Here is a 19833-nt window from a genome sequence, read left to right on the forward strand (position 1 = left end):
ACGATTTCTACAAATCAATCATGCAAAATTATTGTTCCAGCTGTTTTATTGCCGCGTTCATGACAATTATTAATGCTTTTTTTTCATCTTCTGACTCCACATTATCAAGAGCTAACGCCCAATTATTAAGAGCCTGTTTAAAGTTTTGTTTACCGTAAAGATTTAATCCATTTAAGGTAAGAGCTTTATAGTTCGATGGATCCAAAAATAAAGCATTATTAATTGCTAAAATTGTATTTTCGTTAAATGTCTTATTATTTTTTAAATATAACGACTCTGCATATCTAGCATAGATGTCTGAATCTAGTAGATTAGGAAACTTGCTTATGAATAACGAAAAAACTTTTGAAGCTTCTTCGTAGTGTTGATTTGACATTAAGTCTGAAGCTAGTAGATAAATCTGCTCTGATGATAAATCTAAATTTAATAAATTATCTAAATTACTCTGCAGTTCGTAATTAGGTATTTCGTGATCTAACTTCTCATAAAAACTTTTAAACTCTAAGGTTTTAAAATTTATATTCCCAAAAAAAATAAAATAAATAATCAGACAACTACAAATTGCAGTAATAAGGCTTAAGGAAAAATTCATTTATTTTCTTAGCCTCAATAGCAAAATGATTGAGAAAATTATTAAAATGATTGGAAAAAAATAAAGTAGAAATGTTGATGCATTTCTTGGAGGAGAAAACAAAACTTCGTCACCAAATTTTCCTGATACCTTTTCCTTAATAGTTGATTCTGTTGCACCACTTTTGATTTCATCGTAAATAAATTGTTTTATATCCAAAGCAATTGGTGATGAAGAGCCACTGACATTAGAGCCCTCACATAAAGGACATCCAATTTCATAAGTTAGTTTGTTAAATAAATTTTGCTCTACTGTCGAATCAAATTTATAAAGTTCTATTTCACCAAAAGATAGTGAATTGAAGAAAATTAAATACCAAATTACTCTAATCATTCAAAAAAGATTGAAATTTATCTAGCCAAATCTTGTCATTCATAATGCCAATGTGTTTAACCAAAATCTTATTTTTCTTACTCACTAAATAGGTTTCGGGTGCTCCTGCAACACCTAACTCAAATCCTAAATTCCCAAGCGGATCGAAGACGTTCTCATAATAGGGATTACCAAATTGGATCAACCACTTTTTTGCTTTTTCTAAATCATCTTTGTAATTAAGGCCGATAATTTTTATATCTTGATCTTTAAGATTCATAAGAAAACCGTGCTCTAATTTGCAGTTAATACACCAGGTTGCCCACACGTTTATTAACTTAAATTCACCTTCTTCAAAAATACTTTGGTCAATTTTTCTTTTTTGTAGAGTTTGAAGTTCAAATAAAGGGATGTCAGAAACAATCAACGATTCTTTTTCTTCAAAATTCAAATTTAAAAGAAACATGCCCGAAATGAACACAATAAAAATTAAAGGAATACTGATTAAGTAGGTTTTATTCATCTAATTAAAACCCTTCTAGTAAATGCAAAGACTCCTCCCAAAGTCATTAACAACGCGCCTAGCCAAATAAATCTAATAAAAGGCTTTGTTTGTATCTTTGCAATCCATTCGCCAGTATCTAAGCGCTCGCTTAAACTAATATAAACATCTTCTTTTAAATTTATTGAAATTGCAGATTCAGTCATAACGCTCTTTGAAGCAGGATAAAAAGCTTTTTCTGGCTTTAAATTAAATGTTTTACCACTAGCTAAATTTTCTACTTCAAAGTGAGCAATCTGGGAAAAGAAATTAGACTCTTTTCTGGTATCTTCTTCTAACAGTGTAAATTCATAATTATTTAATTTAACGCTTTCACCAATGTCTAAAATAACTTCTTTTGAATCAGAATGGCTTGAGACTACACCTATTCCTAAAATAGTTACTGCGATTCCAAAATGCGCTAGATTCATACCGAAAGAATTAAAGAAAAGTTTTCCTTTATTAAAATTTCTGAATGAAGAAAGAAAAACACCGGCTAAAATAAGACTCAACATAATTATTCCTGCAAGATTAAACAAGCTAAGATCATTGAAAATTAAATAAGAAAAAAAGATCGACAGGCCAAAAAGAAAAAGAAGAATAATCAAAAAAGGTTTTAATTCTAAAGGAGATTCTTGCCACTTAGTTAAAACTCCATAGCCTTGAAAGAAGGCTAAAAAGAAAGCAATGGGAACAGTCACTAGGTTAAAATAAGGAGCTCCTACGGTAATATTTTTTCCATCGTTAAAAATTTCGTAAAAAATTGGATAGATTGTCCCAAATAAAATTATTGCCGCCAAAATTACTAAAAATAAATTATTTATTAACAAAAAATATTCTTTTGAAATTAAGGAATAATTAATCGTATTTTCATCATTTACGTCCGATCTAAAAAATACGTAAAAAGAATAGAGAGTTATTCCAAAAGTTAGCAGCAGAAGAATCAATCCACGCTCAGGATCTAAAGCAAAAGAGTGAACAGAGGTAAGAATACCTGAGCGAACTAAAAACATGCCAATAAAACATCCTACGATACATAAAATTGAAAGCAAAATTGTCCAATTATTAAAAATTTTTCTTGAATTACTTACAATTGCAGAATGAAATAAAGCGGTAGCTAACAGCCAAGGCACTAAAGAGGAATTTTCAACGGGGTCCCAAAACCACCAACCGCCCCAACCCAATTCATAATAAGCCCACCAACTTCCTAACGCAATTCCTAGGGTTAAAAATGACCATGAAAAAACAGTCCAATTCCTTATTTTTGAAGTCCATCCTTCTTTGACGTTTAAACATCTACCTAAAGCTATAGAAAAAGGCACAACTAATCCTGCATATCCTAAATAAAGCATTGGCGGATGAATAGTAAAAGCAAAATCTTGCAAAAGTGGATTAAGATCGGTACCGGATAGTGACGGTATTGGAAGTAATCTCTCAAAAGGATTAGAAGAAAATATTATAAATCCTAATAAGCATGAAAGGATTAGATGAAAAAAAGAAAGAACAATATTCTTATCTCTAATTTTTGAATAATCATTCATGAAATTGAATGCAATCATCCAAAAACTGAGAATTAAAACAAATAAAAGAAGAGAGCCTTCATGTCCTCCCCAAAGAGCAGAAAACTTATAGTAATTTGGTAAATTTGGATTGGAATTATTTGCTACGTATAAAACGCTAAAGTCATCGTTTAAAAAAGCGAACTCGAGGAATAAAAAACTTCCAAGGAGTAGAAAGAAAATTATGTAAACATTTTTCTGAAGGTCATAAAATTTAGTATCAGAGTAATACGAATAGGAAGTACTTATAAAGCAAACCGATGAAAGCGTAAAAGCCAAAATTAAAAAAATATTTCCTATTTCTGGGAACATAGTTACTCTAGAGCCTTTTCAACTTCTTTCGGTACATAATTTTCATCATGCTTGGCTAATATTTCGTAAGCTTGAAACTCATTTTTGCCTGCAAAAAAATAGCCTGTTGCAACGACACCTTTGTTCTCTTTGAATAAATCAGGAAGCAATCCATTATATGTAACTGCAATTGTATTTTTTAGATCAGTTATTTCAAAGTAAATCTCTAGTGAGTCGATATTTCTCATAAGAGATTTTTCTTTAACCAACCCCCCTGCTCGAATAGAACGATCGGAAGCTGGAGGATTATTTTTTAAATCAGTTGGAGAATAAAATAAATTAATGTTCTCTTGTAATGCTGACATTACTAGTAATAAAGATATAAGGATCGAGACCCCTACGAACAGAATTATGTAGATTCTATTTTTTCTATGCGGTTTCAATTTTCTTCACTTGCTTTTTAATTCGTTTCAATTTCCTCAAAGGTATAACTAAGTTAATTAAAATAATAAAAAAAGTTAATCCTAAAACTAACGAGAGGTGCAAAGAAATATTCACTAGATCAATCATTACCAAGGATAAGATCTTTGAACCAGCTTTTATTGAGCTCCCTCTTTGCTATTTCAGCTCTCATTGACATTAATCCGAACAAAAAAACTAAGATATAAAAGGAAAAAATACATATTAAAAGTGGGTACAACATTTCGTTAGCTATAGAAGATTCTGAAAAAACTTTAATTGTTGCGGGTTGATGCAGAGTATTCCACCAATCTACAGATTTTTTAATTATAGGTAAATTAATTGCCCCTACCATAGTTAGTATAGAGACTGCTTGATCCGCTGATTTTTTATTATCAAAGGATGAATATAGCCCAATGATTACTAAATAAAATAAAAGCAAAACCAAAGTTGAAGTTAATCTAGCGTCCCATATCCACCAAGTTCCCCATGTTGGTTGACCCCAAATAGCTCCGGAAATAAGCGCAAGAACTGTAAATGAGGCGCCTATTGGAGCCATAGCAAAGATAAACAAACCTGCCATTTTCATTTTCCAAACGACGGAGACAAATCCAGCAATTGCCATCGCAAAATAAACAGACTGTGCAACTGATGCTGCAGGAACATGCAAATAAATTATGCGATAAATTTCGCCTTGAGTGGCGTCTGTAGGTGAAAAGTAAATTCCCCAAATTATCCCTAAGAAAAAAATAGAAAATCCTAAAATAAAAGCTACTGGTATAAATTTTCCAGAAAGCTTATAAAACCATGGGAAAGAGCCAAGCTTGTGATAAAAAGATTTAATTGAACTTAAAGTATTATTCATAATGCAGCCTTATAGCCCCCATACAAGCTAAGGAAATAACTGGAATAGTTAAAAACAATAAACTTAAAAGTAAAAGCAGAAAAAAACTGATGTTTTCGCTTGAATAAGTAGAAGCGCTGGAACCAAGGATCAATACCGGTAGACTTAGAGGCAACATAATAGCGGAAGCTAAAATCGAATTTTTACCTAAAGACAATGCACCAGCTAATGCGCCAAAGAAAGAAATTATTATTGTGCCAATTAGTAGAGAGCTCAATAGATTCAAAAGATTCGACAATGGAAAATATAATAGAAATACCATTGACGATGACAAAACAATTAATGGAAGCGCTGAGAATATCCAATTAACAATTATCTTAACCAGTATAATTTGCAATATCGAAAAGTCCTTTGCGTAAAAAAGATCCAACGAACCATCGTCAAAATCCTCTTTAAAGATAGTTTGAATAGATAACATTCCAGACAACAAAATACAGATCCAGATTAATCCTGGAGCTAACCTGGAGAGTTGAATCGGATCATTTGAAACAGCTAAAGGGAAAAAAGTAATGCAAATTAGAAAAAAAACTATTGGACTAATAATGTTCGAAGATTTTTTTGAGTAAACCAATATTTCTCTAGAAAAAAAAGTTTTAATAAAATTCATAACTTGTAATCATTGAGGTTCAATTCAATGCTATTTTTTATATTTTGATCATGGGAAGTAAAAATGACAGCGGCCCCGTTATGGATTTTAGAATCCAAAGCTTCCATAATTATTTCTTGTGAATCTACATCAAGATTAATGAAAGGTTCGTCGAGAAGATAAATCGAACTATTCGAAGCCAAGCAACAAGCCAAAACAATTTTTCTTTTTTGCCCTTCCGATAGCTCAGATACTCTAGTAAATAAAAATTCTTTTAAATTTAATTTTTCTAAATAACTATCTAATTCATTTTTATTGGAATTTAATAACCTAAAGTCATGTTGTAAGTTTTCTTGAACTGTTAAATTTTCTTTTAAAGCATTTTTATGCCCCATATAAAAAATCTCATCGGATAAGTTTTTAAGAGATTTTTCCTCTTCATTTTTTAAAGAAATTTTGCCTTCATAATTTTTTAAAATTCCAGTTAAAATTTTAATTAAAGTAGTTTTTCCAGAACCATTGGCTCCTGAAATTTTAATTACTTCTCCTGAGTTTAAGTGAAATGAAAGATTTTTGAACAAAAATCTATCCGAATAAGCGTAAGATAGGCCTTGTATCGTTAACATATATATTAATATCGACTATTATAGCCAAATTATATAAGTAGGAATTTCTAATGACAGATGAATTTGGAAAGAGAATAAGTATAGAAGAGGTAGAAGAAGGAAAGTCTTTCACTCCTAAATTCGACGAAAACGGACTTATTCCAGTCATTACAGTTGAAGACTCATCAGGTGACATCTTGATGCACGGCTATATGAATTCGGAAGCATTAATCAAGTCAATAGAGTCCAGAGAAGCACACTATTGGAGCAGAAGTAGACAAAAATTATGGAAAAAAGGTGAAATTAGCGGCCTCAAGCAAGCTATTGTCAAAATCTTAGTTGACGATGATCAAGATTGCATGATTTTTAGAGTAAATGTAGCTGGTTCAGGAGCAAGTTGCCACGTTGGTTACAAGTCCTGTTTTTATAGAATTCTTGAAGATAAAGAAAACCTTAGTTTTATAGAGTCGGAAAAATTATTTGATCCTGCAGAGGTCTATGAGGGTGAAGATAATCCTACTATTCTCTGAAGCCCTTGTAGTTTAATTGGATAAAACGGCCGCCTCCTAAGCGGCAGCTCTAGGTTCGATTCCTAGCAGGGGCACCAAAAAGCCCTGATACATAGGGCTCTTTAATTGAAGATTAAATAACCGTCGATGATCTTAGAACAACCTGATTTACTAACTGTGCGCTTATAGGTTGTTTGACATTAAATGCTGCAAATTCTTCAGCAGCTGCGTCTTGAGCCTTTCCCATAGCCTCAAAACTTTCAAAACCCATTTGATATAAATATTGCCCTGCGTATCTTCCACCAAAAGATTGTAAAAGCCTGACTTTAGCACCGTATTTTTCATGAATTTCCATTGCCTCTTTACAAGACTTTAAGAATTGACCGGTCTTTCCTTGTTCCAGAATTGGCTGCCATGCAGTAGAAATACTTATTTCACCTTGAGTTTCAGCTCCTTTTTCAAAACCTGGAACTTCCACTAACTCCGAATTATCAATGGCTACTCCAGACCATCCAGTGATTACCTTGTAATAGTAAGCCTGCATGTCTGCATCGGTCATAATAGTATTCATCGCTTCGCCATACTTGGTCCAATTTTCAAAAAAATTAATTGAATAAAGCTCTAGGTTCGATTCCTAGCAGGGGCACCAAAAAGCCCTGATACATAGGGCTCTTTAATTGAAGATTAAATAACCGTCGATGATCTTAGAACAACCTGATTTACTAACTGTGCGCTTATAGGTTGTTTGACATTAAATGCTGCAAATTCTTCAGCAGCTGCGTCTTGAGCCTTTCCCATAGCCTCAAAACTTTCAAAACCCATTTGATATAAATATTGCCCTGCGTATCTTCCACCAAAAGATTGTAAAAGCCTGACTTTAGCACCGTATTTTTCATGAATTTCCATTGCCTCTTTACAAGACTTTAAGAATTGACCGGTCTTTCCTTGTTCCAGAATTGGCTGCCATGCAGTAGAAATACTTATTTCACCTTGAGTTTCAGCTCCTTTTTCAAAACCTGGAACTTCCACTAACTCCGAATTATCAATGGCTACTCCAGACCATCCAGTGATTACCTTGTAATAGTAAGCCTGCATGTCTGCATCGGTCATAATAGTATTCATCGCTTCGCCATACTTGGTCCAATTTTCAAAAAAATTAATTGAATAAACTTCTATAGTTTCAGTTCCAGAGTGACTTACTCTGACAACTGTATTTATGCCCTTAGAATTCATTAATTCTGCACCTTCTCTAATCATTGAATTAAATTCTTCGGTTTTACCTTCTCTAGCGGTAGAAGTTTGTACTCTTAAAATTGCCATACTTAATCTCCTTATTAATTTATTAATATCAATAAATAATATGTCAAAGAAAAAATTTAATTTCAATTAAATTTTTTATTGAATTTTAATTTATACTTTATTGACCAACATTTTAAATACTAAGGAGAGTATATGAAAAAATTAATATTACTAACTGCAATATTGTTTGCAAGTTATTCGTTTTCTGCAGATGGTCCTTTTTTAGGATTATTTGGAATTAAAACGGACAATCCAGCTGCTGTAGTTGCTGCAACTGACGTCTTAAACAAAGATTGTAAAAATCCTGAAGGGGTAACAGTAACATTGGTTGCAGAAGCTTTTAATGGTTCAGAGCCTACAACTCACACCTATCTAGTAGGTTTTCCAAATAATGCGGCTTACGTTGAGTGGAATAATCAAATTCTTACTTGTCCCGGTTGGACAAAATACTTTGAAACCATGAACCCAATCTCTGAGGAAACTGTTTCAGCTTTGGCTTTTCCACTAGCTGGTGGAGGAGATGCGACTAAAGATACTGTTTTTGTGAACTTTTTTGCAAATGTCTCAAGACCAGATAAATTTTTTCCAGCTTACGAAGACTTAATGGAAGTAGCTTCAACTGATGGTTCGTGTCCAGGTTCTTGGGGTTTATTCGCTATTGGCCCAGGAGTAACTCCGGATCAATTTGGAACTCACATAGCTTTCTGTGGTTATCCAGATCTTGCGACCTATATGGAGCAAGCACAAGTTAGAGTGCCTACAAAAGCATTTCAAAGGTTTATAAGAAAAACTTTTAGAATTTCAGAAAATAAAGGAGTAACAAATAGTTTTGTTGTAAAAAGATACGACTAATATCTTACTCAAAAAAAAGGGCTACAATTTGTAGCCCTTTTTTAATTAACTTTAGATTAACTCGCCTTGTCTAGCGCTTGTGTAATATCAGCAATAATGTCGTCAACATGTTCAATACCTATAGACAATCTTACATAACCAGGAGTTACTCCAGCAGATAATTGCTCTTCTGGAGACAGCTGACTATGTGTTGTAGTTGCTGGATGAATAGCCAAAGATCTGGCATCTCCAATATTCGCGACGTGATACAAAAGCTCCAAAGAATCTATGAATTTACTACCGGCTTCTTTGCCGCCTGGAAGTTCGAAACCTATTAAAGCTCCGTACCCCCCTGTCATGTACTTGTCAGCTTTTTCTTTAAGAGAACCCTCTGCAATTCCAGGATAGGTCACAGAATGCACTCTATTGTCCTTGTCTAAAAATTCAGCAACTGCCTGAGCATTTTTGGCATGCTCACGCATTCTTAAAGGCAAAGTTTCAAGTCCTTGAATAAAATGAAATGCACTTTGAGGACTCATGGCGCCACCTAAATCTCTCAAAAGAGTTGTTCTTAATTTCATGATATAAGCAATTGGACCCATAGGTTTAATTGCTTCATCCCAAACAATACCGTTATAACAAGGGTCGGGAGTATTCATGGCTGGTTGTCTATCCGCACCTGCTTTGCCCCAGTCAAAATTTCCGCCATCGATTATAGCTCCACCGATAGTGGTTCCGTGACCGCCAATATATTTTGTAGTCGAATAAGTAGTTACAGCCGCTCCATGATCGAATGGACGACATAAAATTGGTGCGGCAGTATTATCTACTATCAAAGGAATCCCATGTTTCCTACCTATTTCAGCAATTTCTCCTATCGGAAATACCTCAAGCTTAGGATTTGGTAAAGTTTCTCCAAAGTAAGCTCTTGTTTTTTCGTCGGTAGCCTTTTCAAAATTTGACGGATCGGTGGGATCAACAAATCTTACTTCGATTCCCATTTCTCTCATGTTATTTTTGAATTGATTGTAAGTACCGCCATATAGATGTGAGGAAGAAACTATATTGTCGCCAACTCTAGCTAAATTTTGAATTGAATAAGCTGATGCTGTTTGTCCTGATGCAACTGCAAGTCCTGCCGCACCTCCATCCAGGGCAGCTAGTCTTTCTTCTAACACAGCTGTAGTAGGATTCATTATTCTGGTGTAGATATTTCCTAATTCAGCCAATGCAAATAAGCTCGCTGCGTGCTCAGTATTATTAAATTGAAAACTAGTTGTTTGATGAATAGGTACTGCTACTGAACCAGTTGATTCATCTGCTCGCCAACCACTATGCAAAGCGATTGTTTCTACGTTTTTTCCTTCATATGCCATATTATTTCTCCATTAAAAAAAAATCTGCTCGCAAGATGCTAAACAGATTCCTAAAAATTCATGTTTAGCAATTTTTATATAGCGTTTGCAAGTCCGATTAAATCAACGCTTAGGGGCATATATAACCAAAATAATTTATAATTATCAACCCAAATTATGAAAAATTACGAACAAATAAAAACAATTGAAAAAAATAGTTCTTTAATAATTCAACTATCGAGACCTAAAAAATTAAATACTTTCACCGAAACAATGATGAGAGAGATCATTGATGCTCTAGACTGGGCTGAACAAAATAATCAAATTAGATCAATTATTTTTACAGGAGATGGAGATAAATTTTGTGCCGGAGCAGATCTATCTTCAGGAGAAGATTCTTTTGATTGGACTGAAAAGAAAAAGTCTGAAAAAAAAGTTGTAAGAGACGCTGGAGGTGTTTTAACTCTCAGACTTTTCAAATCAAAAAAGCCCCTTATTGCAGCAATTAATGGAGATGCTGTAGGAATCGGTGCAACTATGTTACTTCCAATGGACGTAAGAATTGCATCTGAAGAAGCAAGATTTGGTTTTGTGTTTGCAAAACGCGGAATAGTTCCAGAAGCTGCTTCAAGCTGGTTTTTGCCAAGACTGGTGGGCATTGATAATGCTTTAAAACTTTGTTACTCGGGCAAAGTAATTAATGCTAACGAAGCTAAAGAAATCAAACTTATTTCTGAAGTAACCTCAAGAGAAACTCTAATCTCGAGAGCTTTAGAATTAAGTGAAGAATTTACAGCTAAAACTTCTTCAATTTCCATCGCGCTTACAAGACAAATGATGTGGCGAATGTTGGGTGCTGATCATCCTATGGAAGCTCATAAAATTGATTCAAGAGCAGTTTATGCGCTTGGAAAATCGGGTGAGGCATCTGAAGGAATAAAATCTTTTTTTGAAAAGCGCTCCCCTAATTTTCCTGGGAAATTGACAGAAGATTTGCCAGATTTTTATCCTTGGTGGGATGAAAAAAAATTTGAATAGTTATGTCTTGGAAAAAAGAAATTAAAGAAATCTCTTTGAGAAAAAAACTTGCTTTAGGTCAAGGAGGTAAAGAAGCCATAGATCTTCAGCATGCAAAAGGTAGACTAACTTTAAGAGAGAGAATCAACCTACTTTTAGATGACAATAGTTTTGAGGAGGTCGGAAAAATTTCAGGTGGAATTGAGCATAAAGACGATGGATCTATTGAATCCTTCACTCCAGCTAATTTTATTTTAGGTTTTGGTGAGATTGATAAGAAAAAAGTCGTGATAGGTGGAGAGGATTTCACTGTTAAAGGAGGCTCTCCTAATGCTGCTGGAAATAGAAAAAGTGTATACACTGAAGAATTAGCTGTTCAGTATATGTTTCCTTTAATTCGCTTACATGAAGGCGGTGGTGGTTCTGTTGCAGGTCCATCGAAAGAAAAAAAAGGATATGGTGGTGACCCAGTATTTTCTAGATCGAGATTCAAGGCAGTTGCAACGAGTTTAAAAGTAATTCCTGTAATAAGCGCTGCTTTAGGTCCAGTGGCAGGATTGCCAGCATCAAGATTTGTCGCATCTCATTTTAGAGTTATGACAAAAAAAACAGCACAGATACTAGTAGCAGGTCCAGCCGTTGTTTCGAGGGCTTTTGGAAAAGAATTTACGAAAGAAGAACTAGGAGGGTCGGAAATTCATAAAATTAACGGCGTTGTAGATAATGTTGCTGACGACGAAAAAGACGCATTTAAACAAATTAAAAAATTTCTTTCTTATATGCCACAAAATATTTATGAAATTCCAAAAAGAATTGATTGTTCGGATCCAATAGATAGAGGTGAAAAAGAATTGGAATCTATTATTCCCAAAGATAGAAAAAAAACCTATGACATGAGAGCAATCATTAGATTGGTTTCTGACAACAATGACTTTTTTGAAATGACTAATTTTTATGGTAGGGGAATAATTACTGGTTTTATCAGAATAAATGGCTATTCAGCAGGGATCTTTGCAAATGACAGTAATTTTTATGCTGGTTCCATGACGGCTGATAATGCAAAAAAAACTTCAAGATTTATAAAGCTATGCGATCAGTTCAATATACCAATCATCTCTTTTGTCGACGAGCCTGGATTTTTAATCGGCCCAGATGCAGAAAAAAACGCAACTATCTTGCATGGAACCGAAGCAGTTTTAGCGGCAGTTGATTCAACGATTCCTTGGTGTTCAGTGTTAATAAGAAAATCTTTTGGAGTAGGTTCAGCTGCGCACTTTGGACCAGAAAGTTATGTTCTAGCATGGCCCTCTTCTGAGGCCGGACCTCTTCCATTGGAAGGAGGTATTGCAATTGCCTTTGGTAAAGAAATATCTCAAGCCGAAGATCCCGAGGCAAAACGCAAAGAAATTGAAGAGAGACTTGCAAAATCTCAAAGTCCTTTTCCAAGAGCCGAAGCTTTTTCTGTTCATGAAATTATTGACCCGAAAGAAACAAGAAAGTATCTTTGTTCTTGGATTGATAAAGTGCAAACAAATTTATTAACAAAAATTCATAATCCAATGTGAGGTAAAGATGAAAAATTATGAAAAATTTTATATTAATGGTGAATGGGTAGATCCAATTGACGGATTAAATCTTTTGGACGTAATAAATCCAACTACTGAAGAAGCCATTTGCAAAATTGCAATGGGTGGCGAGAAAGACGTAGATGCTGCAGTAAAAGCTGCTCAAGAGGCTTTTGTTTCTTTTAGTCAGACTTCGCCTGAAGAAAGATTAGTGCTTTTAGAAAAAATTGTTGCGCTTTACATGGAGAGAACCGATGAAATCGCTGAAGCAATTTCCAAAGAAATGGGTGCTCCAATTACCCTCTCTAAAAATGCGCAAGCCGCTTCAGGAATAGGTCATTTGGCAACTGCTGTGGCGACATTAAAAAACTATAATTTTGAAGAAATGATGGGTTCAACTTTAATAAGAAAAGAACCTATTGGAGTGGTTGGTATGATCACTCCTTGGAATTGGCCAATTAATCAAATCACATGCAAAGTTGGTCCAGCTCTAGCAGCCGGATGCACTATGGTTTTAAAACCTACAGAAATTGCGCCAGTGAATGCAATGATACTTGCAGAAATCATACATGAAGCGGGAGTTCCTAAAGGGGTTTTTAATTTAGTAAATGGTGACGGCCCTACCGTAGGTGAAGCTATGTCGGCTCATTCGGGTATAGATATGATGTCATTTACTGGTTCAACAAGAGCAGGGATTGCAGTTGCCAAAGGCTCTGCTGACACTGTGAAAAGAGTTCATCAAGAGCTTGGAGGTAAATCAGCAAATATTATTCTTGACGATGCTGATTTCACTGAAGCAGTTAAAAGAGGAACAAAACATATGTTTACCAACACCGGTCAATCTTGTAATGCTCCATCGAGAATGTTGGTTCCAGCCTCTAGACAAGATGAAGCAAAACAGGCCGCAAAAGAAGTTGCTGAAAAGACAGTTGTGGGAGATCCCTCCTCAGATGGAACTACTATGGGGCCTGTAGTTAGTGATGTTCAATTCAATAAAATACAAGGTCTTATCGAAAAAGGCATTGAAGAAGGTGCTGAATTAGTTGTTGGAGGACCAGGAAAACCTGATGATCTCAATCAAGGTTATTTTGTTAAACCGACTGTGTTTGCCAATGTTACAAACGATATGACAATTGCTAGAGAAGAAATCTTTGGACCGGTTCTTTGTATCCTTCCATTTGAAGACGAAGATGACGCAGTCAGAATTGCGAACGATACTCTTTATGGACTATCAGGCTATGTTTCCTCTTCAGATCCAGATCATGCTCTAGAAGTGGCAAGAAAAATAAGGAGTGGAAATGTGCATATTAATAACGCTCCAACTGGAATAAATGATCCGTTTGGTGGATTCAAACAATCAGGTAACGGAAGAGAGTGGGGAATATTCGGTTTCGAAGAATTTCTAGAAATTAAGGCCGTAATGGGTTACGCACAAGCAAAAAAATAGTGCTTAATGAGTCAAAGCAACAAAGTTTCTACGCTTTGGCTCAAAGGTAGAATAAGAAAAATAGATCACGTTTGCTTGGCCTCAATGGTAGCAAACAATCTAGACGTTTCTTTATACTGTTATGATGAATTATCTAATGTTCCCGATGGAATAAAATTAAAAGACGCTAATGAGATTCTTGACATATCTCTTCTTGAGCGCCTACAGTGCATAAAGAAAAAAGAAAATAATCCCTCTCAACCAATCGCAAACTTTAGCGATTTTTTTAGAATCTTTTTACAGAAATTTGAAAAAGGGCTGTGGTTGGATACAGATGTTTTTATTTTTAAGCCATTTACCTATGATACTGACAGAGTTTTTTTTGGATACGAAGGTAAAGGCAGAATTGGCTCTCCAGTTTTTTATCTCCCCAAAGATCATCCAATAATTTCAGAATACGAAAATTTAATTCAACAAGACACATTATTGCCAAATTGGTTGGGTTTTGTGAGAGGGAAAGTAAGACCATTCTGGTGGAATTTGATTGGACAAGAATTCTCTCCCCCAGATTTGGGAATAACAATTTATGGAAACGATGGTTTTACGAGACTAGCCAAACGACATAACTGTTTTAAAGAGGCCCAAAAAAAAGAATCTTTTTACAATTGGATTGGCGACGAAACAAATAAACTGTTCACAAAAAATGATTTTAGTCACTTTTTAAAAAACTCTAATTGTCTTGGGATCCACATTCACAGAAAACATTGGGAGAATCTTCCAGTAAATAAAGATAGTTTTTGGGAATGGGCGCTTAAAAAGTATGGAGAAAAAATTGAATATTAGACAGTTTTACATAGTTTTATTTATCTTCTCATTTTCATCGATTTCTTATAGTAATATCTGGGTTGAGCCTGAAGATGAACATTTCATTAAGCATCTTGAGTTGGCCTTCATGGATCTGAATTCAGCCGTCGATACGACTACCTACCCTATCTCATCTGAACTGCTTAAAAATGTAAATCAAAATTCATTTACTGATTTTGCCAATTTGACATCATATATATCAAAAATCGATGAATTTTTTCCAGACAAACCCAGTCAAAAAATTACTTTAAGATCCTCCTCTGATTTAATTGGTATCAGGGATATTAACGACGAATGGAAAGATAAAAATTCTATTTCCATCTCGACTAGATTTAAGACAAAAACATTTGCAGGAGAACTAAAATTTACAAAAGTAGATTCTTCACTCTCAAATAAAAAATATTATCTGGACGGGACGCACCTTTCTTTCACAACTTTAAACACTATTTTTGGAGTGGGAGTTTTTAATCGTTGGTGGGGACCAACACATGATAATAATCTTATTTTGTCTAATTATGCACGACCAAGCCCAGGTATCTTTTTATCTTCCTTGAAAGGTCTCGAGTTCACTAATTTTTTAAATATTTTTGGAAAAATTAATTACGCTTTTTTTATTAATAGATTGGAATCAAACAGAGCGATTCCTAAAGCGAATCTGCTTGGTGGTCGACTAACTTTGATGCCTTTAGATAATTTGACTATAGGTGTTTCAAGAACACTAATGTTTGGAGGGGGAAATCGACCAAATGACCTAGAAACGCTTTGGAAAGCAGTTATTGGTCAAGATAACGTTTATGCTGGAGAGGTTGATCCCTCCAATCAACTTGCAGGTTGGGATCTAAAATATGATTTTTTTCTAAAAGATAAAATGTTCACTACTTACGTTCAAAATATCGGAGAAGACGGTGATTTTGGAAGATATTTCATCTCTAAAGAAATTGTAGTTTTAGGTTTGGAATTGAAATACCTAAAAGAAGGGCTTTTAAAATCCTATGGATTGGAATTTTCAAACACTATTGGAGATTATGGTCTTTTATATAATGTGAACTATGAACATTTTAATTATAAGACAGGTTATCGTTACAGAAACCTTCCCATAGGAGCTTTTACGGATAATGACTCTTTGTTTTTAAATTTTAAATTTATTTCTGAAATCAATAGTAAATTCAGGTACTCATCAAATCTGTTTTATGGAAAATTAAACCGTGATGGATCGGGTCAAAATGTCTGGGGAAATCAGAAATCCAAAGTGCTAGGATTTAAATCAAAAATAAATTACTTGATTTCTGATAGTTTATCTCTTGAAACAAATGTAATCCTTAAAGATAGTGAATTATTCCTTCTAGATAATAAACTCGATAAAAATTCAATAAATCTTGCGTTACATTACAGTTTTTAATGTTGACATCGCTAACATAATACTTTTTAAAATACGTCATGGCATATCATAGAGAAAATTTAAAACAAAAATTAATCGATCAAGCTTACAAAGCCATTAAAAAGGACGGAATCGAAACAATAAGTCTCAGACAATTAGCAAAAAAAGCTAAAGTTTCTCAAACCGCCCCATACAGACATTTTCAATCAAAGGACCATTTGCTTATAGAGGTTTGTTTGCAAGCTTTAAGTAATCTTAGAGACCAAATCAATGCTATAGATTCTAAAAATCCGAGAACTAAAGCAATTAATGGAGCAATGGCATTTATTGACTTTGGGCTGAAAAACGAAAAAATTTATGATCTTATCCTTTCAACTATTTCAGGTGAATCTACTAAAGATCCTTTAAGAATCGCCTTGTTTGAATCAGCAGACTACACCTTCAACAATTTAAGAGATCGAATTACTGCTGTGAAAAAAAAGAATAATTCACAAGCACAACTTGATGGAATTAAGGTTCACGCATTTACTACTGGTCTGCTTCAAGTGCTTAGAACTACTAATAAAGTTAATATTTCTGGCGGTGGAGAGAGTTCGAAAGCTGTTCAAACTGCAAAATTACTAGATAAAAACTTAAAAAAAGTAATCTCAGAATTTATTGACGCACTATAAATTTTTAACACTCAACTTTAATGCCAATAAGCTTCAAAGCTTTGCAACTGCATCAAAAGCTTCGGAAGCTATTTTAATTATTAAATTAACTTCTTCTTCCCCATGCGCCATTGATAGAAAGTGATTATGGTAACTAGTCAAATAAATACCTCTCGACAGGCACTCATCAGACCAAATTGAATGTAATTTTTTATTTTCGTGTTTTATTCTAAAATACGGCATCGCAGGCACACCTGTAACTCTCAAGTCAAAACCGTGATCTTTTGCTATTGAAATTAACCCTTTTTTTAAAAGCTCACCATGATAATTCATACATTCAACAGCATTTTGTTTTTTTAATTCTTCTAAGGTTGCCTTTGAGGCTGCCATAGGAGCAGAATTAAAAAACTGAGTCCCACTAAAATAAACTTTATTAGCTGCATCTCTTAAGGAATCTTTACCGACCAAAGCGGAAATGGGATAACCGTTAGCAATTGCTTTTCCGAGACAGACAAGATCCGGAGAAAAATTAAAAGCTTTGTTGGATCCAGCTAAATTTATTCTAAAACCAGTTCTCACGTCGTCAACGATAATTAAAATATTTTTTTTATTACAAACTTTTTGAATATGCTCCCAGTAACCTTTATTTGGCAAAGAACTGTCTTTAGAAGTTGGATGATCGTATGGACTAGAAATAAAACAGGCAATTTCATCACCGAAGTTCGAAATTGCTGAATCAAAATCTTCAATACTGTTCCATGGAATTGAAATTACTTCAGCTCTATCTGAATCTATTGTGCCCGCACTTCCTTTGTCTTGCATCCAACCATTGGCTCCGTGATAGCCACCTGTAATTTTTAAAACTTTTTTTCTTCCAGTTTCTTCTCTAGAAATCATTACCGCTAATTGAGTACTATCACCACCGTTTTTTCCAAACAATGCCCAATCGGCTATATCCACCATATCAACTAGTGTTTCAGCTAAATCAATCATTACAGGAGAAGCAATACTTACTGTGTTGCCTGATGAATATTGAGACTGAGCTGCTTTATCAATAATAGGGTTGTTGTAACCGAGTATCATAGGGCCCCAACCACAAATTAAGTCAACGTATTTGTTGCCATCAACATCCCAAAAATAAGCGTCCTTAGCCTTTGAGAAGAATTTAGGCCCCTCTTCTCTTACAGCATATTTGTAGTGTCCAAATATCCCTCCGGGGATAATTTCTTTGGCTCTAGAAAATAATTTATCTGAGGCTTCCTGTTTTAATTTCATTAGAAGTTATTATATAAAATTATGGCGGAGAGGGAGGGATTCGAACCCTCGATGCGGTATTACCACATACTCCCTTAGCAGGGGAGCGCTTTCAACCACTCAGCCACCTCTCCTTAGATGCAATTCTAGTTTTTTTAAACAGCTTGTCTAATGATATCGGAGGCTTTTTCAGCAATCATAATTGAAGGAGCGTTAGTATTACCTCCAATTAAAGTTGGCATAATGGATGCATCAACTACCCTCAGGTTATCAACTCCTCTTACTTTGAGATTGTCATCAACAACAGCAAGATCGTCGCTACCCATTTTACAAGTCCCTACTGGGTGATAAAGAGTTTCACCAGTATTCTTAATCCAGGCATCTAGTTCATCATCGTTATCAACATTAACATCTAAACCTGGTTTTGATCGGTCTCCTCTATATTCATCAAAAGCTGCCTGCATAAAAACTCTTATAGTCTCTCTAGTTGCGTTTCTTGTATCGATTAGATCTTGTTCTTCAGAAAGATAATTAGGAAACATCAAAGGAGCATCATCTGGATTTGAGCTTTTTAATTCTAAGTGACCCCTACTTTGCGGTCTCAAAATGCATATAACTCCACTGAATCCATGATTCGAATCTATACCATCTCTTCCATGTAAATCGGTGGAATGAAAAGAAGCATAATGTATTTGAGTGTCTGGAATATCTTTTTCAGGACTTGATTTAAAAAATGCCCCTGCACTGGTGGGAGGAAAAGCAGCGTCTCCTGTCCCAAAAAGTAAATACTGTAAACCGGACAACTGTGTTTTTAAGAAACTTGCTGATTTATGCAAAGTTATGGGTTGCGTACAATTGAAAGAATTAACCACTGCGTAATGATCTTGTAAGTTTTTCCCAACTCCCTTCAATTCATGCAAAACATTAATGCCATGCTTATTTAATTCCAAGGAATCTCCGATACCGCTATTCATCAATATTTGAGGTGAATTAATAGCTCCAGCGGATAAAATTACTTCTGCATTAGCTTTTACTGAAAAAGTCTTGCCTTTTTTAGAGTATTCCACTCCAACAGCTTTTTTTCCTTCAAATAAAATTTTATTTACTTGAACATTTGTCTCGGTTGCAAGATTTTTTCTCTTTAAGGCAGGATGCAAATATGCTCGTGCAGAACTCCATCTTCTTGGGCCTCTTTTAGTGTCTGCCATCGTATGTTCATACCTTGAAAATCCTTCCTGATTTTTTCCATTGAAATCGTTCGTTAAAGGAAATCCTGCTTGTTCACCGGCTTCTACGAAGACATCTAATAACTTGTCATGAGTACTCTCAGATTTTTTTACACTTAAAGGACCATCAAAACCATGATAATCGCTATCTCCATCTCCATTGAATGATTCAGCTTTTTTAAAATAAGGCAGAACGTCTTCGTATGACCAACCTGTGTTGCCTTGTTGACGCCATAGGTCATAATCGTATGCATGCCCTCTTATGTAAACCATTGCATTTATTGATGAGGATCCACCCCATCCTCTTCCTCTGGGCCAATAAAGTTTTCTATTATTTGTAGTTTCTTCTGGCTCTGTTTCAAATCCATAATTGGTAGCGCTTTTATTTGGCACGATTTGAGAATAGCCAGCGGGCATGTGAATAAAAAAGTTAGTATCTTTCCCTCCAGCTTCTAAAATTAATACACTTTTCTTTCCGTCTTCGGATAGTCGGTTTGCCATAACACAACCAGAACTTCCTGCTCCAACAACTATATAATCAACCGTCCTATCCATTTTTAATACTCCTTGT

21 protein-coding genes and 2 tRNA genes are annotated in these 19833 nt (G+C 34.7%); 9 read left to right on the forward strand and 14 right to left on the reverse strand.

Features of this window, described 5'->3' with window-relative positions:
• Positions 1–28 precede the first annotated feature (28 nt).
• The 8 genes from M9C82_03220 to ccmA form a co-directional block, all read right to left on the reverse strand.
• The gene (locus M9C82_03220) at positions 29–592 is read right to left on the reverse strand and encodes a hypothetical protein (protein URQ72981.1); all 564 of its coding nucleotides are present in this window, start codon (positions 590–592) and stop codon (positions 29–31) included.
• Complete coding sequence (locus M9C82_03225; GenBank protein URQ72982.1) at positions 593–964, reverse strand: cytochrome c-type biogenesis protein CcmH; 372 nt, start codon at positions 962–964, stop codon at positions 593–595. It abuts the gene before it with no gap.
• Complete coding sequence (locus tag M9C82_03230; protein URQ72983.1) at positions 957–1466, reverse strand: DsbE family thiol:disulfide interchange protein; 510 nt, start codon at positions 1464–1466, stop codon at positions 957–959. Before M9C82_03230 ends, M9C82_03225 begins: the two co-directional genes overlap by 8 nt.
• On the reverse strand, positions 1463–3355 hold the full coding sequence (locus M9C82_03235; GenBank protein URQ72984.1) for a heme lyase CcmF/NrfE family subunit: 1893 nt from the start codon (positions 3353–3355) through the stop codon (positions 1463–1465). Before M9C82_03235 ends, M9C82_03230 begins: the two co-directional genes overlap by 4 nt.
• Before the next feature lie 2 nt (positions 3356–3357).
• Positions 3358–3777 carry a cytochrome c maturation protein CcmE gene (gene ccmE / locus M9C82_03240; protein URQ72985.1) on the reverse strand — a complete coding sequence of 140 codons (420 nt, stop codon included), beginning with the start codon at positions 3775–3777 and terminating at the stop codon, positions 3358–3360.
• Between the two features lie 119 nt (positions 3778–3896).
• Positions 3897–4658 carry a heme ABC transporter permease gene (locus tag M9C82_03245; GenBank protein URQ72986.1) on the reverse strand — a complete coding sequence of 254 codons (762 nt, stop codon included), beginning with the start codon at positions 4656–4658 and terminating at the stop codon, positions 3897–3899.
• Positions 4651–5304 carry a heme exporter protein CcmB gene (locus tag M9C82_03250; GenBank protein ID URQ72987.1) on the reverse strand — a complete coding sequence of 218 codons (654 nt, stop codon included), beginning with the start codon at positions 5302–5304 and terminating at the stop codon, positions 4651–4653. The genes M9C82_03245 and M9C82_03250 overlap by 8 nt, the downstream gene beginning before the upstream one ends.
• Positions 5301–5909: a heme ABC exporter ATP-binding protein CcmA gene (gene ccmA / locus M9C82_03255; GenBank protein ID URQ72988.1), complete on the reverse strand. Its 609-nt coding sequence runs from the start codon at positions 5907–5909 to the stop codon at positions 5301–5303. Before ccmA ends, M9C82_03250 begins: the two co-directional genes overlap by 4 nt.
• A 50-nt stretch (positions 5910–5959) precedes the next feature.
• Here ccmA and hisI point away from each other — a divergent pair, with 50 nt between their 5' ends.
• Both hisI and M9C82_03265 read left to right on the forward strand, forming a co-directional pair.
• Positions 5960–6418: a phosphoribosyl-AMP cyclohydrolase gene (hisI, locus tag M9C82_03260; protein URQ72989.1), complete on the forward strand. Its 459-nt coding sequence runs from the start codon at positions 5960–5962 to the stop codon at positions 6416–6418.
• 1 nt (position 6419) lies between these two features.
• Positions 6420–6495, forward strand: a tRNA-Arg gene (locus tag M9C82_03265).
• A gap of 35 nt (positions 6496–6530) precedes the next feature.
• On the opposite strand, the gene M9C82_03270 is transcribed toward M9C82_03265, so the two are convergent.
• Together M9C82_03270 and M9C82_03275 are read right to left on the reverse strand one after the other, a co-directional pair.
• On the reverse strand, positions 6531–6968 hold the full coding sequence (locus M9C82_03270; GenBank protein ID URQ72990.1) for a hypothetical protein: 438 nt from the start codon (positions 6966–6968) through the stop codon (positions 6531–6533).
• A gap of 113 nt (positions 6969–7081) precedes the next feature.
• Positions 7082–7717, reverse strand: coding sequence for a hypothetical protein (locus tag M9C82_03275; protein URQ72991.1), 636 nt, complete (start codon positions 7715–7717; stop codon positions 7082–7084).
• Between the two features lie 132 nt (positions 7718–7849).
• Between M9C82_03275 and M9C82_03280 the strand changes: the two genes are divergently transcribed.
• Positions 7850–8548 (forward strand): hypothetical protein, encoded by a 699-nt coding sequence (locus tag M9C82_03280; GenBank protein URQ72992.1) that lies wholly within the window; start codon positions 7850–7852, stop codon positions 8546–8548.
• A gap of 56 nt (positions 8549–8604) precedes the next feature.
• Here the strand turns inward: M9C82_03280 and M9C82_03285 are convergent, their stop codons facing one another.
• On the reverse strand, positions 8605–9903 hold the full coding sequence (locus tag M9C82_03285) for a PLP-dependent transferase (GenBank protein ID URQ72993.1): 1299 nt from the start codon (positions 9901–9903) through the stop codon (positions 8605–8607).
• A 156-nt stretch (positions 9904–10059) separates the two neighbouring features.
• On the opposite strand from M9C82_03285, the gene M9C82_03290 reads away from it, so the two are divergent.
• The 6 genes from M9C82_03290 to M9C82_03315 are packed head-to-tail and all read left to right on the forward strand — an operon-like array spanning position 10060 to position 16803.
• Positions 10060–10920 carry a crotonase/enoyl-CoA hydratase family protein gene (locus M9C82_03290; GenBank protein ID URQ72994.1) on the forward strand — a complete coding sequence of 287 codons (861 nt, stop codon included), beginning with the start codon at positions 10060–10062 and terminating at the stop codon, positions 10918–10920.
• Between the two features lie 2 nt (positions 10921–10922).
• Positions 10923–12464: a propionyl-CoA carboxylase gene (locus M9C82_03295; protein URQ72995.1), complete on the forward strand. Its 1542-nt coding sequence runs from the start codon at positions 10923–10925 to the stop codon at positions 12462–12464.
• A gap of 7 nt (positions 12465–12471) precedes the next feature.
• Positions 12472–13911, forward strand: coding sequence for an aldehyde dehydrogenase family protein (locus M9C82_03300; GenBank protein URQ72996.1), 1440 nt, complete (start codon positions 12472–12474; stop codon positions 13909–13911).
• Positions 13912–13917: 6 nt separating this feature from the next.
• Entirely contained in the window at positions 13918–14733 is an 816-nt protein-coding gene (locus M9C82_03305; GenBank protein ID URQ72997.1) for a hypothetical protein, read from the forward strand.
• Positions 14723–16153 (forward strand): capsule assembly Wzi family protein, encoded by a 1431-nt coding sequence (locus tag M9C82_03310; protein URQ72998.1) that lies wholly within the window; start codon positions 14723–14725, stop codon positions 16151–16153. Before M9C82_03305 ends, M9C82_03310 begins: the two co-directional genes overlap by 11 nt.
• A gap of 38 nt (positions 16154–16191) precedes the next feature.
• Complete coding sequence (locus M9C82_03315) at positions 16192–16803, forward strand: TetR/AcrR family transcriptional regulator (protein ID URQ72999.1); 612 nt, start codon at positions 16192–16194, stop codon at positions 16801–16803.
• A gap of 33 nt (positions 16804–16836) precedes the next feature.
• Here M9C82_03315 and M9C82_03320 read toward each other — a convergent pair whose 3' ends face one another.
• The 3 genes from M9C82_03320 to M9C82_03330 form a co-directional block, all read right to left on the reverse strand.
• Positions 16837–18057, reverse strand: a complete 1221-nt coding sequence (locus tag M9C82_03320) for an aminotransferase class III-fold pyridoxal phosphate-dependent enzyme (GenBank protein ID URQ73000.1) — start codon at positions 18055–18057, stop codon at positions 16837–16839.
• A gap of 22 nt (positions 18058–18079) precedes the next feature.
• Positions 18080–18170 (reverse strand) — tRNA-Ser (locus tag M9C82_03325).
• A 21-nt stretch (positions 18171–18191) separates the two neighbouring features.
• On the reverse strand, positions 18192–19817 hold the full coding sequence (locus M9C82_03330; GenBank protein URQ73001.1) for a choline dehydrogenase: 1626 nt from the start codon (positions 19815–19817) through the stop codon (positions 18192–18194).
• Between the last annotated feature and the right edge of the window lie 16 nt (positions 19818–19833).

This window comes from SAR86 cluster bacterium (assembly GCA_023703675.1).
Classification (GTDB): domain Bacteria; phylum Pseudomonadota; class Gammaproteobacteria; order Magnimaribacterales; family AG-339-G14; genus AG-339-G14.

Coding starts and splice junctions, on each gene's coding strand:
- M9C82_03245 (URQ72986.1), bottom strand. CDS start 4,658: ATGAATAATACTTTAAGTTCAATTAAATCTTTTTATCACAAGCTTGGC.
- M9C82_03280 (URQ72992.1), top strand. CDS start 7,850: ATGAAAAAATTAATATTACTAACTGCAATATTGTTTGCAAGTTATTCG.
- M9C82_03305 (URQ72997.1), top strand. CDS start 13,918: ATGAGTCAAAGCAACAAAGTTTCTACGCTTTGGCTCAAAGGTAGAATA.
- M9C82_03285 (URQ72993.1), bottom strand. CDS start 9,903: ATGGCATATGAAGGAAAAAACGTAGAAACAATCGCTTTGCATAGTGGT.
- M9C82_03320 (URQ73000.1), bottom strand. CDS start 18,057: ATGAAATTAAAACAGGAAGCCTCAGATAAATTATTTTCTAGAGCCAAA.
- ccmA (URQ72988.1), bottom strand. CDS start 5,909: ATGTTAACGATACAAGGCCTATCTTACGCTTATTCGGATAGATTTTTG.
- M9C82_03330 (URQ73001.1), bottom strand. CDS start 19,817: ATGGATAGGACGGTTGATTATATAGTTGTTGGAGCAGGAAGTTCTGGT.
- M9C82_03275 (URQ72991.1), bottom strand. CDS start 7,717: ATGGCAATTTTAAGAGTACAAACTTCTACCGCTAGAGAAGGTAAAACC.
- M9C82_03315 (URQ72999.1), top strand. CDS start 16,192: ATGGCATATCATAGAGAAAATTTAAAACAAAAATTAATCGATCAAGCT.
- M9C82_03250 (URQ72987.1), bottom strand. CDS start 5,304: ATGAATTTTATTAAAACTTTTTTTTCTAGAGAAATATTGGTTTACTCA.
- M9C82_03220 (URQ72981.1), bottom strand. CDS start 592: ATGAATTTTTCCTTAAGCCTTATTACTGCAATTTGTAGTTGTCTGATT.
- hisI (URQ72989.1), top strand. CDS start 5,960: ATGACAGATGAATTTGGAAAGAGAATAAGTATAGAAGAGGTAGAAGAA.
- M9C82_03230 (URQ72983.1), bottom strand. CDS start 1,466: ATGAATAAAACCTACTTAATCAGTATTCCTTTAATTTTTATTGTGTTC.
- M9C82_03300 (URQ72996.1), top strand. CDS start 12,472: ATGAAAAATTATGAAAAATTTTATATTAATGGTGAATGGGTAGATCCA.
- M9C82_03295 (URQ72995.1), top strand. CDS start 10,923: ATGTCTTGGAAAAAAGAAATTAAAGAAATCTCTTTGAGAAAAAAACTT.
- M9C82_03235 (URQ72984.1), bottom strand. CDS start 3,355: ATGTTCCCAGAAATAGGAAATATTTTTTTAATTTTGGCTTTTACGCTT.
- M9C82_03270 (URQ72990.1), bottom strand. CDS start 6,968: ATGAATACTATTATGACCGATGCAGACATGCAGGCTTACTATTACAAG.
- M9C82_03225 (URQ72982.1), bottom strand. CDS start 964: ATGATTAGAGTAATTTGGTATTTAATTTTCTTCAATTCACTATCTTTT.
- M9C82_03290 (URQ72994.1), top strand. CDS start 10,060: ATGAAAAATTACGAACAAATAAAAACAATTGAAAAAAATAGTTCTTTA.